Here is an 18,109-nt window from a genome sequence, read left to right as displayed (position 1 = left end):
CCGAAGAGAGGAGCAAACGAAATGACGAAGTATATTTTTGTAACCGGGGGAGTTGTATCTTCACTCGGAAAAGGAATTGTGGCAGCATCACTGGGCCGCCTGTTGAAAAACAGAGGCATGAGCGTCACCATCCAAAAATTTGACCCTTATATCAACGTTGACCCGGGAACGATGAGCCCGTACCAGCACGGTGAGGTGTTCGTAACCGATGACGGCGCCGAGACTGATCTTGACTTAGGGCACTACGAGCGTTTCATTGACATTAATCTGAACAGATTCAGCAACGTGACGACCGGTAAAATCTATTCTGCTGTATTGAAGAAAGAACGCCGCGGGGACTACCTCGGGGGAACGGTTCAGGTCATTCCGCATATCACAAATGAACTGAAAGACCGTGTTTACCGCGCCGGCAAAGAAACAAATGCAGATGTAGTCATTACTGAGATCGGCGGAACCGTGGGAGATATCGAATCCCTTCCGTTCCTTGAAGCCATCCGTCAAATGAAAAGCGACATCGGCCATGAAAACGTGATGTACATTCACTGTACGCTTGTTCCGTACATCAAAGCGGCGGGCGAGCTGAAAACAAAACCGACGCAGCACAGCGTAAAAGAGCTGAGAAGCCTCGGCATTCAGCCTAATATCATCGTCGTGCGCACAGAAATGCCGATTTCTCAAGATATGAAAGATAAAATCGCCCTCTTCTGCGATATTGACACGAAAGCGGTTATTGAATGTGAAGATGCGGACAACCTTTACTCCATCCCGCTTAACCTTCAGGAGCAGGGACTCGATAAGCTTGTCTGCGATCATATGAAATTAGAGTGCAAAGATCCGGATATGACGGAATGGAAAGACCTTGTCAAAAGAGTGAAAAACTTGTCTAAAACCATTACAATCAGCCTCGTCGGAAAATACGTCGAGCTTCAGGACGCTTACATTTCAGTTGTTGAATCACTGCGCCACGCGGGCTATGCGTTTGACGCTGATGTGAAGATCAAATGGATTAACGCCGAAGAAGTGACAGAAAGCAATATTCAAGAGCTCACTGAAGGCACAGACGGAATCATCGTGCCCGGCGGTTTCGGAGACCGCGGTGTAGAAGGGAAAATCATCGCCGCCAAGTACGCGCGTGAAAATAAAATTCCGTTCTTCGGCATCTGCCTCGGTATGCAGATTGCATCCATTGAATATGCGCGAAACGTATTAGGTCTGGAAGGGGCTCACTCTGCGGAGATCGATCCGTCCACTCCTTATCCGATCATCGACCTTCTTCCTGAACAAAAAGATGTCGAGGATCTTGGAGGAACGCTTCGTCTCGGACTGTACCCTTGTAAGCTTCAGGAAGACACGAAAGCTTTCGAAGCGTATGCGGATGAAGTGGTATACGAACGCCACCGCCACCGTTATGAATTCAACAATGAATACAGACAGAAAATGGAAGAGAACGGTTTTGTGTTCTCAGGCACAAGCCCTGACGGCCGCCTTGTGGAAATTATCGAGCTGAAAGACCATCCTTGGTATGTCGCTTGCCAATTCCACCCTGAGTTCAAATCAAGACCGACAAGACCTCAGCCTTTATTCAAAGACTTTATCGGCGCTTCCGTACAAGCTGCCGAACAGAAGTAATAAAAAAAGACTTGCCTCCGTTAAAAGCGGCAAGTCTTTTTTCTTCATCAGTCATATTCCTGCACCATTTCCTTTAATGTAAAGGACAGTGCGTGATAGACATACAGGCCTGTCATTAATGAAGGAAAGCCGTATCTTGTTCCGTCTTCATCGGGCAGAAGCGGCATTTTTAATTTGCTGTCAATATGAACATCACAAAATGCCTCAATCCCGGTTTGATCCTTAATGACGGGGGACACGCAGACGAGGCCGATCCCTTTTTCATAAAGCTTTTTTGCCAGCGCCTGTTCTTCAGCCGTACCCGGGCCTGAACAGAACATCAGCACCCTGTCGCTTACTGTAATCGAATCAGCTGTATCCGGAAACGCCTTGACCGAAGGCATCGGTTCAGAGCCGAGTTCCGCCTCGCACAAAATGCCCTGCATCTCATTTGCGCCGTATAAATAGATGGAATGGCCGCTGACGGCAGCCTGAGCCAGCAGCCGCGCGCCGTCTTCTATTGCTTCGGATTCCTTATCCTGAATGCGGGAAAAAATGCCTGCAAGCTGCGTCGTAAAGATCTTTAACATGAGTGAAACCTCCTTTACACTTACAAGAACAGTATACAACAAAAGAGAAAATGCTCAGAAAATGTCGGAAAGTAGACTATTATAATTAAAGGAAATGTGAAAATCAAACAGAATACATAAACAACTGCTTCCTTTTGACGAAAATGATAATATTGGGGTGTAAAATGATGAATGAAAAGATTTTAATCGTAGATGACCAATACGGTATACGTATATTGCTCAATGAAGTGTTTCATAAAGAAGGGTACCAGACGTTTCAGGCCGCCAACGGCATACAGGCGCTGGACATCGTAACAAAAGAACGGCCCGATCTTGTGCTTTTAGATATGAAAATCCCCGGCATGGACGGAATCGAAATTCTCAAACGCATGAAAATGATCGACGACTCCATCCGCGTCATTATTATGACCGCTTACGGAGAACTCGATATGATTAAGGAATCAAAAGAGCTCGGAGCGCTGACTCATTTTGCCAAACCTTTCGACATTGACGAGATCAGAGACGCGGTGAAAAAATATTTACCTCTAAAATCGAATTAATAAAATTAGAAACAATTATGTCATTGTGTTGCCGATTTGTCGAAAAGTTGGTATCCTAGAGATGGAGAAAAAGCGATCTGTTGTTTTACATATGACAGGTTTTTATGGTCATGCTATAGGGTGGAAAGCTTTTTTCGAGAAAGCAAATCAGGCTACATAAGGAGGACTTTCGACATGCCTTTAGTTTCAATGACGGAAATGTTGAATACAGCTAAAGAAAAAGGATATGCTGTTGGACAATTTAACCTAAATAACCTTGAGTTCACTCAAGCTATTTTACAAGCAGCAGAAGAGGAAAAATCCCCGGTTATTCTTGGTGTTTCAGAAGGCGCGGGACGCTACATGGGCGGCTTCAAAACGGTCGTTGCCATGGTTAAAGCTCTTATGGAAGAATACAAAGTGACAGTTCCTGTTGCCATTCACTTAGACCACGGTTCAAGCTTTGAATCTTGTGCGAAAGCGATTCATGCAGGCTTCACTTCTGTAATGATCGACGCATCTCACCATCCGTTTGAGGAAAACGTAGCAACTACAGCTAAAGTGGTTGAGCTTGCTCATTTCCACGGCGTTTCAGTTGAAGCTGAGCTCGGAACTGTCGGCGGACAGGAAGATGACGTTATCGCTGAAGGCGTAATCTATGCTGACCCTAAAGAGTGTCAAGAACTTGTAGAGCGTACTGGCATCGACTGCCTTGCACCTGCATTAGGTTCTGTTCACGGCCCTTACAAAGGCGAACCGAACCTCGGTTTCAAAGAAATGGAAGACATCGGCAAATCAACCGGCCTTCCGTTAGTACTTCACGGCGGTACAGGAATTCCGACTGCCGACATTAAAAAATCAATCTCACTTGGTACGGCTAAAATCAACGTAAACACTGAAAACCAAATTTCTTCTGCAAAAGCTGTCCGCGAAACATTGGCAGCTAAGCCGAACGAATATGATCCTCGTAAATATCTTGGACCTGCTCGTGAAGCGATCAAAGAAACGGTTATCGGCAAAATGCGTGAGTTCGGTTCTTCAAACCAAGCTTAATCCAGTGTAACATCCATAAACCGCCTGACAGCATTGACAGGCGGTTTTATGTCTTACCTTTAGAAAGCGCAATCATGTTTTACAGTTCTGAAAATTGATTACTGGGGAGGCTTTCCTTATGTTATTTTTCATTGATACAGCAAACATTGACGAGATTAAAGAAGCTTATGAACTTGGCGTTCTCGCCGGAGTGACGACAAACCCTAGTTTAGTAGCAAAAGAAGCTGACGTGACTTTCCATGACAGACTTCGTGAGATTACGGAAGTCGTGAGCGGATCAGTAAGCGCAGAAGTCATTTCCCTGAATGCTGAAGAAATGATTGAAGAAGGTAAAGAACTTGCGAAAATTGCGCCGAATATCACGGTGAAAATCCCGATGACGTCTGAAGGGTTAAAAGCCGTAAAAGCGCTGAGCGACCTGAACATAAAAACAAACGTAACGCTCATCTTCAGCGCCAACCAGGCGCTTTTAGCCGCAAGAGCCGGAGCGACTTATGTATCTCCGTTCTTAGGCCGCCTGGATGATATCGGCCATAACGGCCTTGACCTGATTTCAGAAGTAAGACAGATTTTTGACCTTCATGACATTGATACACAAATCATCGCAGCTTCCATCCGTCATGCGCAGCACGTGACTGAAGCGGCTTTGCGCGGTGCACATATCGGTACGATGCCGCTGAAAGTCATTCACCAGCTGACAAAACATCCGTTAACGGATAAAGGCATTGAGCAATTTTTGGCAGACTGGAATAAATAAGGGTGTAATGGGCGGCAAACCGGTTGCATCCGTTTGCCGCACCCTTATGTTTTCCTGTTTGACGGCGGGCCTTCATATCAAAGTTCCCCGGAATGTGAACCCGGCGGGTCTCTGTGCATCCTGTGTTAAAAATGCCCCGTAAAGCTTCGCTATTTTCTTCCTGTTATTTTATAATGTCCTTGTATTCTTTCTCTTCGAATTGGCTACATTTTGGACAAGAGCTTTATTTGCAGAGACAGAATAAAATGCCATTTTATTTATGCTCCGCAGCTATCTTCTTATGGAAGGAGACTATCATGGAAAAGTTGAATATTGCCGGCGGCGATCCGTTAAACGGAACCGTACATATCAGCGGTGCGAAAAACAGCGCCGTCGCATTGATACCCGCAACCATTCTGGCAAATTCCGAAGTAACGATCGAAGGGCTTCCGGAGATCTCAGATATTGAAACGCTGCGTGACCTGCTGAAAGAAATCGGCGGAAACGTCCATTTTGAAAAAGGAGAAATGGTCGTGGATCCTTCACCGATGATCAGCATGCCGCTTCCCAACGGCAAAGTGAAAAAGCTCCGCGCTTCTTATTATTTAATGGGCGCGATGCTCGGCCGCTTTAAACAGGCGGTCATCGGACTGCCGGGCGGGTGCCATCTCGGGCCTCGGCCGATTGACCAGCATATAAAAGGGTTTGAGGCGCTTGGGGCTGAAGTCACCAATGAACAAGGCGCGATTTATCTGCGCGCCGAAAGGCTGAGAGGCGCACGGATTTATTTAGACGTCGTCAGCGTCGGGGCGACGATCAATATCATGCTTGCCGCTGTGCTCGCTGAAGGAAAAACCGTGATAGAAAACGCCGCCAAGGAACCTGAGATTATTGATGTTGCCACACTGCTCACCAGCATGGGCGCAAAGATAAAAGGCGCGGGAACCAATGTGATCAGAATCGACGGCGTGAAAGAGCTGCACGGATGCAGGCACACCATCATCCCGGACAGAATTGAGGCGGGCACCTTTATGATTGCCGGCGCCGCGATGGGGAAAGAAGTCATTATTGATAATGTCATACCGACTCACCTGGAGTCATTAACGTCAAAGCTCAGGGAAATGGGTTTTCACATCGAGACGAGTGACGACCAGCTTCTCATGCTCGGCGGGCAGAAGCAGATAAAACCGGTTGACGTGAAAACGCTTGTTTACCCGGGATTCCCGACTGACCTTCAGCAGCCGATGACGTCTCTGTTAACGAGAGCGGGCGGCACGAGTGTCGTGACTGACACCATCTACTCGGCCAGATTTAAGCATATTGATGAGCTGAGACGGATGGGAGCCAACATGAAAGTGGAAGGCAGGTCGGCGATTATCACCGGTCCGGCCGAGCTGCAGGGCGCAAAAGTAAAGGCGAGCGATCTGCGTGCAGGCGCTTGTCTGGTCGTAGCAGGGCTGATGGCCGACGGCGTAACCGAAATTACCGGTCTTGAGCATTTGGACCGCGGCTACAGCAATCTTGAGAAAAAACTCGAAGGTCTGGGCGCCACAATCTGGCGGCAGAGGCTGACGGACGAAGAGATAGAACAGCTCCAAAATTCATAGAAATGCGGACTTTTGAGAGGAGATCGTGTTGAAATGGAAAGAAGCTTATCAATGGAATTGGTTCGGGTTACTGAAGCGGCGGCTTTAGCATCTGCCAGATGGATGGGCCGCGGGAAAAAGGATGAAGCCGATGATGCGGCGACAAGCGCCATGCGTGACGTGTTTGACACAGTGCCAATGAAAGGCACGGTCGTTATCGGGGAAGGCGAGATGGACGAAGCGCCGATGCTTTACATCGGCGAAAAGCTCGGAAACGGATACGGCCCCCGCGTCGATGTCGCCGTCGATCCTCTTGAAGGCACTAACATCGTAGCCAGCGGCGGCTGGAATGCGCTGACGGTGATCGCGGTCGCTGACCATGGAACACTGCTGAACGCTCCTGATATGTATATGGAAAAAATCGCGGTCGGACCTGAAGCGGTAGGCTGCATCGACATCGAAGCTCCTGTCATTGATAACTTAAAAGCTGTTGCGAAAGCGAAAAACAAAGACATTGAAGATGTCGTGGCAACCATTTTATATCGCGACAGACATGAAAGAATCATCTCTGAATTGCGTGAGGCCGGCGCCAGAATCAAACTGATCAACGACGGTGATGTCGCGGGCGCCATCAATACGGCCTTTGACCATACGGGCGTAGACATTCTCTTCGGCTCAGGCGGGGCACCTGAAGGCGTCCTGTTTGCCGTTGCGTTAAAAGCGCTCGGCGGCGAAATCATCGGCAGGCTTCTGCCGCAAAGTGCGGAAGAGCAAGCCCGCTGTGAGCGGATGGGGCTCGATGTATCCAAAGTGCTCCGGATGGAGGACCTTGTGAGGGGGGACGACGCCATTTTTGCGGCAACGGGCGTAACGGACGGAGAGCTTTTGAAAGGCGTTCAGTTCAAAGGCACAGTCGGCACGACCGAAAGTCTGGTTATCCGGGCGAAATCAGGAACGGTCCGATTCGTTGACGGAAGACACAGCCTGAAGAAAAAACCAAATCTTGTGATCCGGCCATAGATAGAGAGAAAAGCGGGACTTTCCGTCCCGCTTTTCTTTTGCAAAAAAGAGTCAACCCTATCATTTATATGTCAAAGCATTATTTAAGTTGAATAATTTTTTAAAATGAGGTAAAAATAAAGAGTGCTGCGATTTTTCTGTGTCATTCCTTCTTTTGAGTACTGGGAAATTTCAAATTCTACCGCATACAGACGATATAAATATTGATCTTCTCAAGTTTTTGTCCTCGCTTCCTTCAAAACTCATTAAGACAATCCTTTTTAAAAAAAAGCGCCGATCATGGGTGGAAGTGTTACCGATAGAAGTTCCTGAATGTTTTATAAAAGAATGTGCTTTGGCGGAATCATGCAAAGCAGCCGATTTGAATGAAAACAGCAATACATTGACTATGAAAAGCGTGGTGTTTTTATGAAAGACGTATCTATTTCCTCTTTGGAAAATATGAAATTAAAAGAACTGTACGAACTGGCAAGACATTATAAAATCTCCTATTACAGCAAACTGACCAAAAAAGAATTAATCTTTGCCATACTGAAAGCCAACGCCGAGCAGGAGGATCTTCTGTTTATGGAAGGTGTGCTCGAAATCATCCAATCGGAAGGGTTCGGCTTCCTCAGACCGATTAATTACTCGCCAAGCTCAGAAGACATCTACATTTCTGCTTCCCAGATCCGCCGCTTTGATTTAAGAAACGGTGACAAAGTTTCCGGCAAGGTGCGCCCGCCGAAAGAGAACGAACGCTATTACGGACTTTTGCACGTTGAAGCGGTAAATGGCGATGATCCGGAATCCGCGAAGGAGCGCGTTCATTTTCCTGCGCTGACTCCGCTTTATCCCGACCGCCAAATGGTGCTTGAGACGAAACCGAATTATCTCTCAACACGAATTCTCGATATGATGGCTCCCGTCGGTTTCGGCCAGCGCGGTCTGATCGTGGCGCCGCCGAAAGCCGGTAAAACCATGCTGTTAAAAGAAATCGCTAACAGCATTACGACAAATCAGCCTGACGCTAAATTGATCGTGCTCTTAATTGATGAAAGACCGGAAGAAGTAACGGATATTGAACGTTCCGTAGCGGGCGATGTCGTCAGCTCCACGTTTGATGAAGTGCCGGAAAATCACATTAAGGTAGCGGAACTTGTGCTTGAACGGGCGATGCGTCTCGTTGAACACAAAAAAGACGTTATTATCCTGATGGACAGCATTACCCGCTTGGCACGCGCCTACAACCTCGTTATCCCGCCAAGCGGACGAACGCTTTCCGGCGGGATTGACCCGGCTGCATTCCATCGTCCGAAGCGCTTTTTCGGTGCCGCGAGAAACATTGAAGAGGGCGGCAGCCTGACCATTTTAGCGACGGCACTCGTAGACACGGGTTCCCGGATGGATGACGTCATCTATGAAGAATTTAAAGGAACGGGCAACATGGAGCTTCACCTTGACCGTTCTCTTGCGGAAAGACGGATTTTCCCGGCGATCGATATCCGCCGCTCCGGCACACGGAAAGAAGAGCTGCTCGTGCCGAAAGAGCATCTTGACCGTTTATGGGCGATCCGCAAGTCGATGTCTGATTCTCCTGACTTCGCAGAGAAGTTTATGAGAAAAATGAAAAAAACGAAAACGAATCAGGAGTTCTTCGATCTGATCAACCAAGAATGGAAGCAGGCGAACCTGTCATCATCAGCCCGCCGCTGATAAAAAATGTATTTGCAAATGCAGTAAATGACTGATATAATTCTCTCATATGCGTTCCGGATTCGCTCCGGAATAATAACTCTGTTTCCACACGGGATTCAGGGCGGAAGGAGATGGATACAATGAAAGCAGGAATTCATCCTAATTTCAAAAAAGCAACAGTTAAATGTGCTTGCGGAAATGAATTTGAAACAGGCTCAGTAAAAGAAGAGGTACGCGTTGAGATTTGCTCTGAATGCCACCCATTCTACACTGGACGTCAAAAATTCGCTTCTGCTGATGGTCGTGTTGATCGCTTTAACAAAAAATACGGTCTTAAGTAATAATAGATTTTACAGGCAGGCAAGAATTGCTTCTTGCCTGTTTTTTATGTCTATAAACAGGAAAAAGGGGAGCGGATAGCCTATGTACATAATGAAGCAAAGCGGATGGCTTGAGCTGATATGCGGCAGCATGTTCTCTGGGAAATCAGAAGAGCTGATCCGCAGAGTGAAAAGAGCGACATATGCGAAGCAGGAGGTTAAGGTATTCAAACCTGCCATTGATAATCGCTACAGTGAGGAAGCCGTCGTTTCTCACAACGGCACATCCATGACAAGCCACGTCATCTCGTCTTCGGCTGAAATATGGGATCATATCAGTGAAAGCACGGACGTCATCGCGGTGGATGAAGTGCAGTTTTTCGGCGAATCGATCATTGACGACTTATCCCGGCTTGCCGATAAAGGCTATCGTGTCATCGCGGCCGGACTTGATATGGATTTCCGCGGAGAGCCGTTCGGCGTTGTGCCGAATCTGATGGCGGTTGCCGAATCGGTAACGAAGCTGCAGGCGGTATGCTCCGTCTGCGGGTCGCCGGCAAGCCGTACGCAGCGTTTAATTGAAGGGAAGCCCGCTTCCTATGATGACCCGGTCATTTTAGTCGGCGCATCAGAGTCATACGAAGCGAGATGCAGACACCATCACGAAGTGCCGAATAAACAGACTGATAAATAACCCTTTTCATGAAAACATCGGTAAAAGATCCGGTGTTTTTTTGACGTTTTTTCAAAAATTGTAGTTAAATAACTTAAAAAAGAGTATGAAAAAATTAAGTAATTTTCATCTCTTGAATTTTCATTTTTACAGGCATAAAATGACTAAGTAATGTAAATAGTTATGAGACATTGTTCGAATAATTGTCAAAAAAAGATATAGCAGATCGCGATCACACTGGCCAAATTAGGTGATTACTTAACTTTGTTAACTATTTGAAGAAAGAAGGAGATTTTCTTGAATAATATTAAAGTAACGAAGGAAGGCAACTTAGAAACTACTTTAAGAGGAAAAGAAGTTCTATCTATCCCTACTTTAAATAAAGGTGTTGCATTTTCAGCAGAGGAAAGAAAAAGCCTTGGATTAGACGGGCTGCTTCCTCCGACAATTCTGTCTCTTGATGAGCAGGCTAAACGCGCATACGAGCAGTTTCAGGCTCAGCCGGACCGCCTTCGCCAAAACGTGTATTTGAATGATTTGCAAAACCGTAACGAAGTTCTTTTCTTTAAATTGCTTCAAAACCATCTTCGCGAAATGCTGCCGGTTGTTTACACACCGACTGTTGGTGAAGCGATTCAAGAATACAGCCATGAGTACAGAAGACCTCAAGGGATTTACCTTTCTATCGACAATGTGGAAGGCATTGAAGAAGCATTTGAAAACCTTCATGCCACTGCCGGCGATATTGATCTGATCGTTGCGACAGACTCAGAAAGCATCCTCGGAATCGGTGACTGGGGTGTAGGCGGAATCAACATCGCCATCGGTAAATTAGCCGTATACACAGCCGCTGCCGGTATTGATCCAAGCCGTGTTATTCCTGTCGTTCTTGACGTCGGTACGAACAATGAAAAACTTCTGAACGATCCTTTATACATCGGTAACCGCCATGAACGTATCCAAGGCGAACGTTATGAAGCTTTCATTGACGCTTATGTAAAAGCTGCGCTTAAATATTTCCCTAAAGCTCTTCTTCACTGGGAAGACCTTGGAAACAAAAACGCGCGCAATATCATGAAGAAATACAATCATGAAATTCTTACTTTCAACGATGACATTCAAGGTACTGGTGCGATTACGCTTGCAGGTGTGCTTGCAGCTATGAAGAAAACAGGCGCTTCTATTAAAGATCAGCGTGTGGTTGTCTTCGGTGCGGGATCTGCCGGAATCGGAATCGCTGACCAAATCCGCGACACTATGGTGCTTGCCGGTCTTTCTGAAGAAGAAGCTAACAAAGCATTCTACACAATGGACTACAGAGGCCTGTTAGTTGAAGGTATGGAAAACATTCTTGATTTCCAAGAGCCGTACCTGCGCACAGCTGAAGAAATTAAAGATTGGAAACGCGATGAAAATGGACAAATTCCTTTCATTGAAGTGATCCGTCAAGCAAAACCGACTATCTTAATCGGTACTTCAGGCCAAAGCGGCGCATTCAGTGAAGAAATCGTAAAAGAAATGGCAAAACACGTTGAGCGTCCGGTCATCATGCCGATGTCTAACCCGACACCGCTTGCTGAAGCCGTTCCTAGCGATCTTTTCAAATGGACTGACGGTAAAGTTCTTGTGGCAACAGGAAGCCCGTTTGACAATGTTGAGTACAATGGCGTTTCTCATGAAATCGGACAATCTAACAACGCATTCGCGTTCCCTGGACTTGGCCTCGGTTCAATCGTTGTAGAAGCGAAAGTGATTACTCCTGCAATGTTTGCGGCAACTGCTGACGCAATCGCAGAAAGCGTTGATTTTGAAACACCGGGTTCAGGCCTTCTTCCGAGCATGAGCGACTTACAAGAAGTTTCAATTAAAGTTGCGATCGCCGTAGCAGAAACTGCAATTAAAGAAGGCGTGGCAAACCGCATTCCTGAAAATGTAGAACAAGCCGTTCTTGATGCAATGTGGAAACCGCAATACAAACAAGTTGTCGCTAAATAATTTTACGATTAATTTAACAGTCCGAGGGAAAGCTTTTATGTAAAGGCTAAAGTATACGGACATTAAGGATTTGGAGGAGAACATTTTGAGCTTCTTAGATATTTTAATCCTCCTGGCGCCGATCTTTTTCGTGATCGTGCTGGGATGGTTCGCAGGTCGCTTCGGAAGTTATGACGCGAAGTCAGCAAAAGGGGTAAGCACCTTAGTTACGAAGTACGCGCTTCCGGCGCATTTTATCGCCAGTATTTTAACCACTTCAAGAAGTGCGTTTTTAACACAGGTTCCTTTAATGATCGCTTTGATCATCGGGATTGTCGGATTCTATATCGTCATTCTGCTGGTTTGTAAATTCATCTTTAAGTATGATTTAACGAACTCATCTGTATTTTCTTTAAACTCAGCACAGCCGACATTTGCATTTATGGGTATTCCTGTACTCGGAAGCTTATTCGGCGCAAACGAAGTAGCGATTCCTATTGCCGTAACGGGTATCGTGGTTAACGCTATGCTTGATCCGCTTGCGATCATTATCGCTACTGTCGGTGAGTCATCTAAGAAAAAAGACAATGAAAACGAAAGCTTCTGGAAAATGACTGGTAAGTCTATTCTTCACGGTCTTTCCGAACCGCTTGCGGCTGCACCGCTTATCAGTATCATCCTAGTGCTGTTCGGTGTAAGTCTTCCTGAGCTCGGCGACAAAATGCTTGAGCAGCTCGGAAGCACAACATCAGGTGTTGCGCTCTTCGCCGTCGGTGTAACTGTCGGTATCCGCAACATCAAGCTCAGTGTGCCGGCTTTCGGTATCGCTTTGTTAAAAGTTGCCGTTCAGCCTGCATTGATGTACTTGATCGCTCTTGCAGTCGGACTTCCGGCTGACCAGATCACAAAAGCGGTATTGCTTGTTGCATTCCCTGGATCTGCGGTAGCGGCGATGATTGCCACACGTTTCGAAAAACAAGAGGAAGAAACTGCGTCTGCGTTCGTGATCAGTGCGATTTTATCTCTAATCTCACTGCCGATCATCATTGCGCTGACTGCATAATGAAAAGCTCCCTGTTTCAGGGAGCTTTTTTCATTAGAATTGAAATTTAAAAGGCGAAAATCTCGTTTTTTTTCTGGGTTTCTTATGTTCTGAAGAAGCGGCTGTTTCTGAGAGGGGAGCTGTCTGGGCAAGTTCCTGGATGCGGGAGGCCAATGTCTGCAATTCGGCATTGAGGTCGTCGATTTCCCGTCTGTGCTGAAGAAGCTGATAAGACACACCTTCATCCGCCTTTTGTTTCAGCTGGCGTTCCAGCTCATCTATTCTTGATAGCAGTTGGTCCCCGTCCTGTTTCTCTTTCGTGAGAATATCCAGTTTGCGTTCCAGCTCTGCCAACCTTTGTTCGGCGCCGCCGCTGGTTTTCGGCCGCTGCAAAATAAAGCCCGTCCTTTTTTTTGGCTGCCGGGGCACTTGTACGTCCAGCAGAGCAGTGCCTTCAGAAATTTGCTGTTTGACCGATTTAAGTACATCAAGATCCTCAGGCGTAAAGGAATAATGCCCGAGCTCATTCCGTTCAGCCGGAAGATTCAGCTGCTTGACCCACCTTTGCACCGTTTTTGCGGAGACACCGAGTTCTTTCGCGGCCATGTTTGTATTCATGATCACATACCTCCTTTTCAGCTAGGTATTCGACCATGAGGCGGCGTTCCCTTCATGTTAGACAAAACAAGAAGGAATTCGCCAAAGAAAGCAACATTTCTTCAAAAAACGTTACGCTTCATACAATTCTAGCGGAAGCTTGTCGGGATCGAAGAAAAAGGTAAAGTGTTTCCCCGTCAGCGGATCGGTTCTGACCGGTTCTGTGTCGATGCCCTTTTCTTTTAACTCCCTGACGGCCGCTTCAAGATCGTTTACAGTGAAGGCGAGGTGCCGGAGACCTGCTGCTTCAGGACGGGTCGGCCGCTCGGGCGGATCGGGAAAGGAAAACAATTCAATCACATATGTGCCGTCCAGCGCCAGATCGAGTTTATAAGACCCGCGCTCCTTTCGGTAGGTTTCTTTTATAATGCCGAAACCGAGCGTTTCGGTGTAAAAAGCTTTCGACTTTTCATAATCAGAGCATATGATTGCTATATGGTGGATGGATTTCAGCATATCCGCTCATCCTTTTTTGTTTCAGTATAGCAGAGGCCGATTGCTTTTGACTGGCGATAAGCCCTATACTATAATGAGAATGTTACGCACAGGAAAACAGAGGTGAAGACCGTGTTAGACCGTTTACAGTCAATTGAACAACGATACGAAAAATTAAATGAGCTTTTAAGTGATCCGGAAGTGGTCAACGATCCGAAAAAGCTTAGAGAATATTCGAAAGAGCAATCTGATATACAGGAAACTGTTGAAGTCTATAGACAATACAGAGACGCATCAGAACAGCTTGCCGATGCGAAAGCAATGCTTGAGGATAAGCTTGATGCCGATATGAGAGAAATGGTGAAGGAAGAAATCTCCGAGCTGCAAGGAGAGACCGAAACCTTATCAGAGCGTTTAAAAGTGCTCCTCATCCCGAAAGACCCGAACGATGACAAAAACGTAATCATGGAGATCCGCGGCGCAGCAGGCGGAGAAGAAGCCGCGCTGTTTGCGGGAAATCTCTACAGAATGTACTCCCGTTATGCCGAAATCCAAGGCTGGAAGACCGAAGTCATGGAAGCAAACGTGACCGGAACGGGCGGTTACAAGGAAATCATCTTTATGATTACGGGAAAAGGCGCGTACTCCAAGCTGAAGTATGAGAATGGGGCGCACCGCGTGCAGCGTGTGCCGGAAACGGAATCAGGCGGCCGCATTCATACGTCTACGGCGACGGTGGCGTGTCTTCCGGAAGCGGAAGAAGTAGAAGTGGACATCCATGAAAAGGATATCCGCGTCGATACATTCGCATCAAGCGGACCGGGCGGACAGAGCGTAAACACGACAATGTCGGCCGTGCGCCTTACGCATTTGCCGACGGGTGTCGTCGTATCCTGTCAGGATGAAAAATCTCAGATTAAAAACAAAGAAAAAGCGATGAAGGTGCTCCGCGCCAGAATCTATGACAAATTCCAGCAGGAAGCCCAGGCTGAATATGATCAGACACGCAAATCAGCCGTCGGTTCAGGCGACCGTTCTGAACGTATCCGCACATACAATTTCCCGCAAAACCGTGTGACGGATCACCGCATCGGACTGACGATTCAAAAGCTGGACCAAATCCTTGAAGGAAAGCTTGATGAAGTGGTTGAAGCGTTAATCGTAGAAGACCAGTCAAGCAAGCTCCAGCAGGCGGAAAATTAAGATGAAGACCGTTTTTGAAGCCCTAAGCTGGGCTTCTTCTTATTTAACCGAAGCGGGAAGAGAAAAAAACGCGGCCGAGCTGCTGCTGTTAAATGATACCGGAATGGATCGGAGCAAGCTTCTCGCAAGTCTGCAGGAGCCTGTCGGCGAGGATGAGCTATACCGTTTCATGCGGCATGTGGAAATGCATAAAGAAGGCGTTCCGATTCAATATATTATCGGGAAAGAACAGTTTTACGGCCGGGAATTCTTTGTGAATGACGATGTTCTCATTCCGCGTCCGGAAACGGAAGAAGTTGTCTTTCATCTGCTGGACAGACAGAAGCGGGTGTTTTCTGAGGGAGAACGCCTGAATGTCATTGATATCGGAACGGGGAGCGGAGCCATTGCGGTGACGCTTGCGCTTGAATGCGGACATTTTTCAGTATCGGCTTCGGACATTTCAAAAGAAGCGCTTCAAGTGGCGGAAAGAAATGCGCAAAACCTCGGAGCGGACGTCCGCTTTTTGCAGGGAGATCTGTTGACTCCTTTTATTTCATCAGGAATAAAAGCGGATATTATTGTGTCCAACCCGCCGTATATTTCTGAAGAAGAGATGGCGGAGTTATCCGATATCGTCCGTTTTCATGAGCCGCTTCATGCTCTTACAGACGGCGGTGACGGCTTGAAATTCTACAAGCGGTTTATGGAGGAGCTGCCTCTTGTCATGAAAGATAAAGCGCTTGTCGTCTTTGAAATCGGATATAATCAGGGAAAAGCCGTGAAAGACCTGTTCCGTCATTCCTTTCCGAATGCGGAAGTGGAAGTCATAAAGGACATCAATGGAAAAGACAGAACCGTATCCGCGGTCATCACATCATGAAAAAAGCCTGCCGGTGACGCACACGGCAGGCTTTTGTTACAATGGAAAGAAAATGAAAGGGGTAATCGCCTTGAAAAAAGCGTTCGCCTTCGGATGTATACTCGCCGCCGCAGCTTATGCGGCGGGGTTTGTTCTGCCGTTTGGCTTTGACGGCATTTTCGGTGCCGTTACGGCCGTTCTTATCATCACAGCGATCATTGTTTCCGGGTTGGCCGTAAGCGGAGCAGAACAGCGGGCCAATTATCATTCTGAAACAAAAGAAGGCCGGCACGCCCGTTTAAAGATGGCAGCCGTTTTCTTTTGCGCCGCTCTGCCTTCAGCCGTCTGTCTGCTGATTACGCTTCTGTAGCCGGACTTTGTCTTTGCAGCAATACGGAATCCCACACCCAATAGACGGCGGCTGTTAAAACCGCAAAAATATAAAAGGCCGAATTAGAAAACAGGGATTGGCCTGACGGCTGCAAAAGACCGAAGATGATCCCGTTTGCGACAAAAGACGTTCCTAAATAATAAATGAAATAAAGCGGATGAAATCTCTTCGGCTTTTTATTCAAAAAGTATTGAAGCGGCAGCGCAAAAATCAAATAGGGAAACAAAAAATAAAATGCCATCGAAATGAAAGCCGCGAAAATAAATTGATGAACATACAAAATAGAATAAATGACAGACATACATGCCGCCGACAGCAGCACGGTGTAATTATATTTCATCTGAAAACCCTCCTATCAAAATAATATCGTACCATATTCTGAGTCTGTCAATGCAGATTATCAGCTTGCTAGATTTTTTTCTTCCCGCCGGTTTAAACCTTTTCGGTCATGTCCATAATAAGACTAGATAAAAAAGCACGGAGAGGAACGGTGGGGACCGATGAAACAGACAATGATGATCTGCATATATATTTTTCTTTTATTATCAGGAGCGCTTGCGGGCTTGACGAAAGAAGAAACGGCGCGGGCGTCAGCCAATGAGCCCGTTGTCATACCGGATGAAGCGATACGGCTTCGGATCTTAGCCAACAGTGATAACGATGAGGATCAAACGCTCAAGCGCCAGATCAGAGATGCTGTAAACAAGGAAATCACGGGCTGGGTGAAAGATATCACTTCTATTGAAAAAGCGCGGCGGCTCATCCGTTCAAAGCTTCCTGAAATTAAAGACATCGCCAAACAAACAATGAAAGAAAAAGGTGCGCATCAATCCGTTTCAGTTGAATTCAATAAAATTTCATTTCCGACAAAGCTTTACGGCAATATGGTCTATCCGGCCGGAAAATATGAAGCGATTTTAATTACCCTCGGCAATGGCGAGGGCGCCAACTGGTGGTGCGTCTTGTTTCCGCCGCTGTGCTTCCTTGATTTCTCAAACGGTGAAGCGGTGAAAGATCAGGAAGACGACGGACAGAAGCAGGAAGAAACGAAAAAACAGACAGAAAAAGTGATGGATGACGTCAAAGCGAAAGCTGATAAAGCGAAGAAAGAAAATAAAGATGACGATGATACCGAAGTGAAGTTTTTCCTCGTCGATTGGATTTCAGATCTGTTTTCCTGAAGCAAAAAGGCATAAATCCGGATTCGATTCATAGATTGGAAGAAAGAGTTGATCGAAACGGAGGGGAAATATATGTTTTATCAGCTGAGAGTGGCAAGAGATCAAGATACGGAGGCGCTGGAGGCTTTTTTGAAAAAGGCTGATACGGCACATGCGGAAATCGATCAGCAGATCAGCCGGTTTATCATGCTGGAGGACAGTGAGAAAGAGATTGCCGCCTGTCTCGGGATCGAAAAATTCAGCGGCGGAAAAGGGCTTCTCCGTTCACTCGTTATGTCGGACAGGCTGAACCAAAGCCATATCGTTACGCTGTTTCAAAGTATGGATGTGCTGTGCAAAAAACATGAAATTCAAGATGTCTACTTAGTCGCCAATCAGCCCTCATCTGCTGAATTTCTGAATGTGATGGGATTTGAAGAATGCGCAGATGTGCCTGATGAACTGTATACGTCCGAGCATTTCCGCAATTCGTTATGCACAGAGGGTTCGTTTTTGATGGTGAAAACCTCTGCATAACCTCACTTATGCACAAAGTTATCCACTTATCGAAAAGTGTTGTCCACAGTTTGTGGATAACACTTGTTTTATTAAAGGACATCTTTTA

The 18,109-nt window shown here is 46.6% G+C and carries 20 protein-coding genes and 1 pseudogene; 17 read left to right on the top strand and 4 right to left on the bottom strand.

From position 1 onward, the window contains the following. The first annotated feature begins 21 nt into the window (after positions 1-21). Positions 22-1,629, top strand: a complete 1,608-nt coding sequence (gene pyrG / locus ACXN9U_RS17295; protein WP_060964041.1) for a glutamine hydrolyzing CTP synthase — start codon at positions 22-24, stop codon at positions 1,627-1,629. Positions 1,630-1,676: 47 nt separating this feature from the next. Here the strand turns inward: pyrG and ACXN9U_RS17290 are convergent, their stop codons facing one another. After that, entirely contained in the window at positions 1,677-2,198 is a 522-nt protein-coding gene (locus ACXN9U_RS17290) for a DUF2529 domain-containing protein (RefSeq protein ID WP_060964042.1), read from the bottom strand. Positions 2,199-2,362: 164 nt separating this feature from the next. On the opposite strand from ACXN9U_RS17290, the gene spo0F reads away from it, so the two are divergent. The 11 genes and pseudogenes from spo0F to ACXN9U_RS17235 all read left to right on the top strand — a co-directional run bounded on the left by spo0F (position 2,363) and on the right by ACXN9U_RS17235 (position 12,818). Beyond that, positions 2,363-2,737 carry a sporulation initiation phosphotransferase Spo0F gene (gene spo0F / locus ACXN9U_RS17285; RefSeq protein WP_101605357.1) on the top strand — a complete coding sequence of 125 codons (375 nt, stop codon included), beginning with the start codon at positions 2,363-2,365 and terminating at the stop codon, positions 2,735-2,737. Between the two features lie 174 nt (positions 2,738-2,911). Then, positions 2,912-3,769 carry a class II fructose-bisphosphate aldolase gene (locus ACXN9U_RS17280; protein ID WP_003151102.1) on the top strand — a complete coding sequence of 286 codons (858 nt, stop codon included), beginning with the start codon at positions 2,912-2,914 and terminating at the stop codon, positions 3,767-3,769. 118 nt (positions 3,770-3,887) lie between these two features. Next, positions 3,888-4,526 carry a fructose-6-phosphate aldolase gene (fsa, locus tag ACXN9U_RS17275; RefSeq protein ID WP_016937619.1) on the top strand — a complete coding sequence of 213 codons (639 nt, stop codon included), beginning with the start codon at positions 3,888-3,890 and terminating at the stop codon, positions 4,524-4,526. Positions 4,527-4,822: 296 nt separating this feature from the next. Then, complete coding sequence (gene murA / locus ACXN9U_RS17270) at positions 4,823-6,112, top strand: UDP-N-acetylglucosamine 1-carboxyvinyltransferase (protein WP_060964044.1); 1,290 nt, start codon at positions 4,823-4,825, stop codon at positions 6,110-6,112. A gap of 33 nt (positions 6,113-6,145) precedes the next feature. Next, positions 6,146-7,111: a class II fructose-bisphosphatase gene (gene glpX, locus ACXN9U_RS17265; RefSeq protein ID WP_489201958.1), complete on the top strand. Its 966-nt coding sequence runs from the start codon at positions 6,146-6,148 to the stop codon at positions 7,109-7,111. 202 nt (positions 7,112-7,313) lie between these two features. After that, positions 7,314-7,523 (top strand): annotated as a pseudogene (locus tag ACXN9U_RS17260) (hypothetical protein). Continuing rightward, positions 7,520-8,806, top strand: coding sequence for a transcription termination factor Rho (gene rho / locus ACXN9U_RS17255; protein WP_489201957.1), 1,287 nt, complete (start codon positions 7,520-7,522; stop codon positions 8,804-8,806). Before ACXN9U_RS17260 ends, rho begins: the two are co-directional and overlap by 4 nt. A 122-nt stretch (positions 8,807-8,928) precedes the next feature. After that, a complete protein-coding gene (rpmE, locus tag ACXN9U_RS17250) occupies positions 8,929-9,129 on the top strand; it encodes a 50S ribosomal protein L31 (protein ID WP_003151132.1) in 201 nt (66 codons plus the stop codon). An 82-nt stretch (positions 9,130-9,211) separates the two neighbouring features. Beyond that, complete coding sequence (locus tag ACXN9U_RS17245) at positions 9,212-9,802, top strand: thymidine kinase (RefSeq protein WP_489201956.1); 591 nt, start codon at positions 9,212-9,214, stop codon at positions 9,800-9,802. Positions 9,803-10,078: 276 nt separating this feature from the next. Then, on the top strand, positions 10,079-11,776 hold the full coding sequence (malS, locus tag ACXN9U_RS17240) for an oxaloacetate-decarboxylating malate dehydrogenase (RefSeq protein WP_060964047.1): 1,698 nt from the start codon (positions 10,079-10,081) through the stop codon (positions 11,774-11,776). 85 nt (positions 11,777-11,861) lie between these two features. Further along, complete coding sequence (locus tag ACXN9U_RS17235) at positions 11,862-12,818, top strand: AEC family transporter (RefSeq protein ID WP_316099674.1); 957 nt, start codon at positions 11,862-11,864, stop codon at positions 12,816-12,818. 33 nt (positions 12,819-12,851) lie between these two features. Here the strand turns inward: ACXN9U_RS17235 and racA are convergent, their stop codons facing one another. Next, complete coding sequence (gene racA, locus ACXN9U_RS17230; RefSeq protein ID WP_060964048.1) at positions 12,852-13,415, bottom strand: chromosome-anchoring protein RacA; 564 nt, start codon at positions 13,413-13,415, stop codon at positions 12,852-12,854. A 111-nt stretch (positions 13,416-13,526) separates the two neighbouring features. After that, positions 13,527-13,910, bottom strand: coding sequence for an SMU1112c/YaeR family gloxylase I-like metalloprotein (gene gloA2 / locus ACXN9U_RS17225; RefSeq protein WP_489201955.1), 384 nt, complete (start codon positions 13,908-13,910; stop codon positions 13,527-13,529). 111 nt (positions 13,911-14,021) lie between these two features. On the opposite strand from gloA2, the gene prfA reads away from it, so the two are divergent. From prfA to ACXN9U_RS17210, 3 genes are all read left to right on the top strand, one after another. Then, positions 14,022-15,092 (top strand): peptide chain release factor 1, encoded by a 1,071-nt coding sequence (gene prfA, locus ACXN9U_RS17220; RefSeq protein WP_029575294.1) that lies wholly within the window; start codon positions 14,022-14,024, stop codon positions 15,090-15,092. Between the two features lies 1 nt (position 15,093). Continuing rightward, positions 15,094-15,954 carry a peptide chain release factor N(5)-glutamine methyltransferase gene (gene prmC, locus ACXN9U_RS17215; protein ID WP_060964049.1) on the top strand — a complete coding sequence of 287 codons (861 nt, stop codon included), beginning with the start codon at positions 15,094-15,096 and terminating at the stop codon, positions 15,952-15,954. 70 nt (positions 15,955-16,024) lie between these two features. Continuing rightward, positions 16,025-16,303: a DUF5316 family protein gene (locus tag ACXN9U_RS17210; protein ID WP_029575295.1), complete on the top strand. Its 279-nt coding sequence runs from the start codon at positions 16,025-16,027 to the stop codon at positions 16,301-16,303. Here ACXN9U_RS17210 and ACXN9U_RS17205 read toward each other — a convergent pair. After that, the gene (locus tag ACXN9U_RS17205; RefSeq protein ID WP_060964050.1) at positions 16,290-16,664 is read right to left on the bottom strand and encodes a UPF0715 family protein; all 375 of its coding nucleotides are present in this window, start codon (positions 16,662-16,664) and stop codon (positions 16,290-16,292) included. The two genes, ACXN9U_RS17210 and ACXN9U_RS17205, sit on opposite strands and share 14 nt — an antisense overlap. A 160-nt stretch (positions 16,665-16,824) precedes the next feature. Between ACXN9U_RS17205 and spoIIR the strand changes: the two genes are divergently transcribed. Next, positions 16,825-17,505, top strand: a complete 681-nt coding sequence (gene spoIIR / locus ACXN9U_RS17200) for a stage II sporulation protein R (protein WP_060964051.1) — start codon at positions 16,825-16,827, stop codon at positions 17,503-17,505. Positions 17,506-17,577: 72 nt separating this feature from the next. Then, positions 17,578-18,021 (top strand): GNAT family N-acetyltransferase, encoded by a 444-nt coding sequence (locus tag ACXN9U_RS17195; RefSeq protein WP_060964052.1) that lies wholly within the window; start codon positions 17,578-17,580, stop codon positions 18,019-18,021. Positions 18,022-18,109: the final 88 nt, after the last annotated feature.

It is taken from the genome of Bacillus sp. BACIII, from assembly GCF_057836745.1.
The sequence above is the reverse complement of the archived record's forward strand: the minus strand, read 5'-3'. Positions and strand labels throughout refer to the sequence as shown.

Bases quoted from the DNA above. Each gene is read 5' to 3' on its own strand.
- pyrG (WP_060964041.1), top strand. From the start codon at position 22: ATGACGAAGTATATTTTTGTAACCGGGGGAGTTGTATCTTCACTCGGA.
- ACXN9U_RS17290 (WP_060964042.1), bottom strand. From the start codon at position 2,198: ATGTTAAAGATCTTTACGACGCAGCTTGCAGGCATTTTTTCCCGCATT.
- spo0F (WP_101605357.1), top strand. From the start codon at position 2,363: ATGATGAATGAAAAGATTTTAATCGTAGATGACCAATACGGTATACGT.
- ACXN9U_RS17280 (WP_003151102.1), top strand. From the start codon at position 2,912: ATGCCTTTAGTTTCAATGACGGAAATGTTGAATACAGCTAAAGAAAAA.
- fsa (WP_016937619.1), top strand. From the start codon at position 3,888: ATGTTATTTTTCATTGATACAGCAAACATTGACGAGATTAAAGAAGCT.
- murA (WP_060964044.1), top strand. From the start codon at position 4,823: ATGGAAAAGTTGAATATTGCCGGCGGCGATCCGTTAAACGGAACCGTA.
- glpX (WP_489201958.1), top strand. From the start codon at position 6,146: ATGGAAAGAAGCTTATCAATGGAATTGGTTCGGGTTACTGAAGCGGCG.
- rho (WP_489201957.1), top strand. From the start codon at position 7,520: ATGAAAGACGTATCTATTTCCTCTTTGGAAAATATGAAATTAAAAGAA.
- rpmE (WP_003151132.1), top strand. From the start codon at position 8,929: ATGAAAGCAGGAATTCATCCTAATTTCAAAAAAGCAACAGTTAAATGT.
- ACXN9U_RS17245 (WP_489201956.1), top strand. From the start codon at position 9,212: ATGTACATAATGAAGCAAAGCGGATGGCTTGAGCTGATATGCGGCAGC.
- racA (WP_060964048.1), bottom strand. From the start codon at position 13,415: ATGAATACAAACATGGCCGCGAAAGAACTCGGTGTCTCCGCAAAAACG.
- gloA2 (WP_489201955.1), bottom strand. From the start codon at position 13,910: ATGCTGAAATCCATCCACCATATAGCAATCATATGCTCTGATTATGAA.
- prmC (WP_060964049.1), top strand. From the start codon at position 15,094: ATGAAGACCGTTTTTGAAGCCCTAAGCTGGGCTTCTTCTTATTTAACC.
- ACXN9U_RS17205 (WP_060964050.1), bottom strand. From the start codon at position 16,664: ATGAAATATAATTACACCGTGCTGCTGTCGGCGGCATGTATGTCTGTC.
- spoIIR (WP_060964051.1), top strand. From the start codon at position 16,825: ATGAAACAGACAATGATGATCTGCATATATATTTTTCTTTTATTATCA.
- ACXN9U_RS17195 (WP_060964052.1), top strand. From the start codon at position 17,578: ATGTTTTATCAGCTGAGAGTGGCAAGAGATCAAGATACGGAGGCGCTG.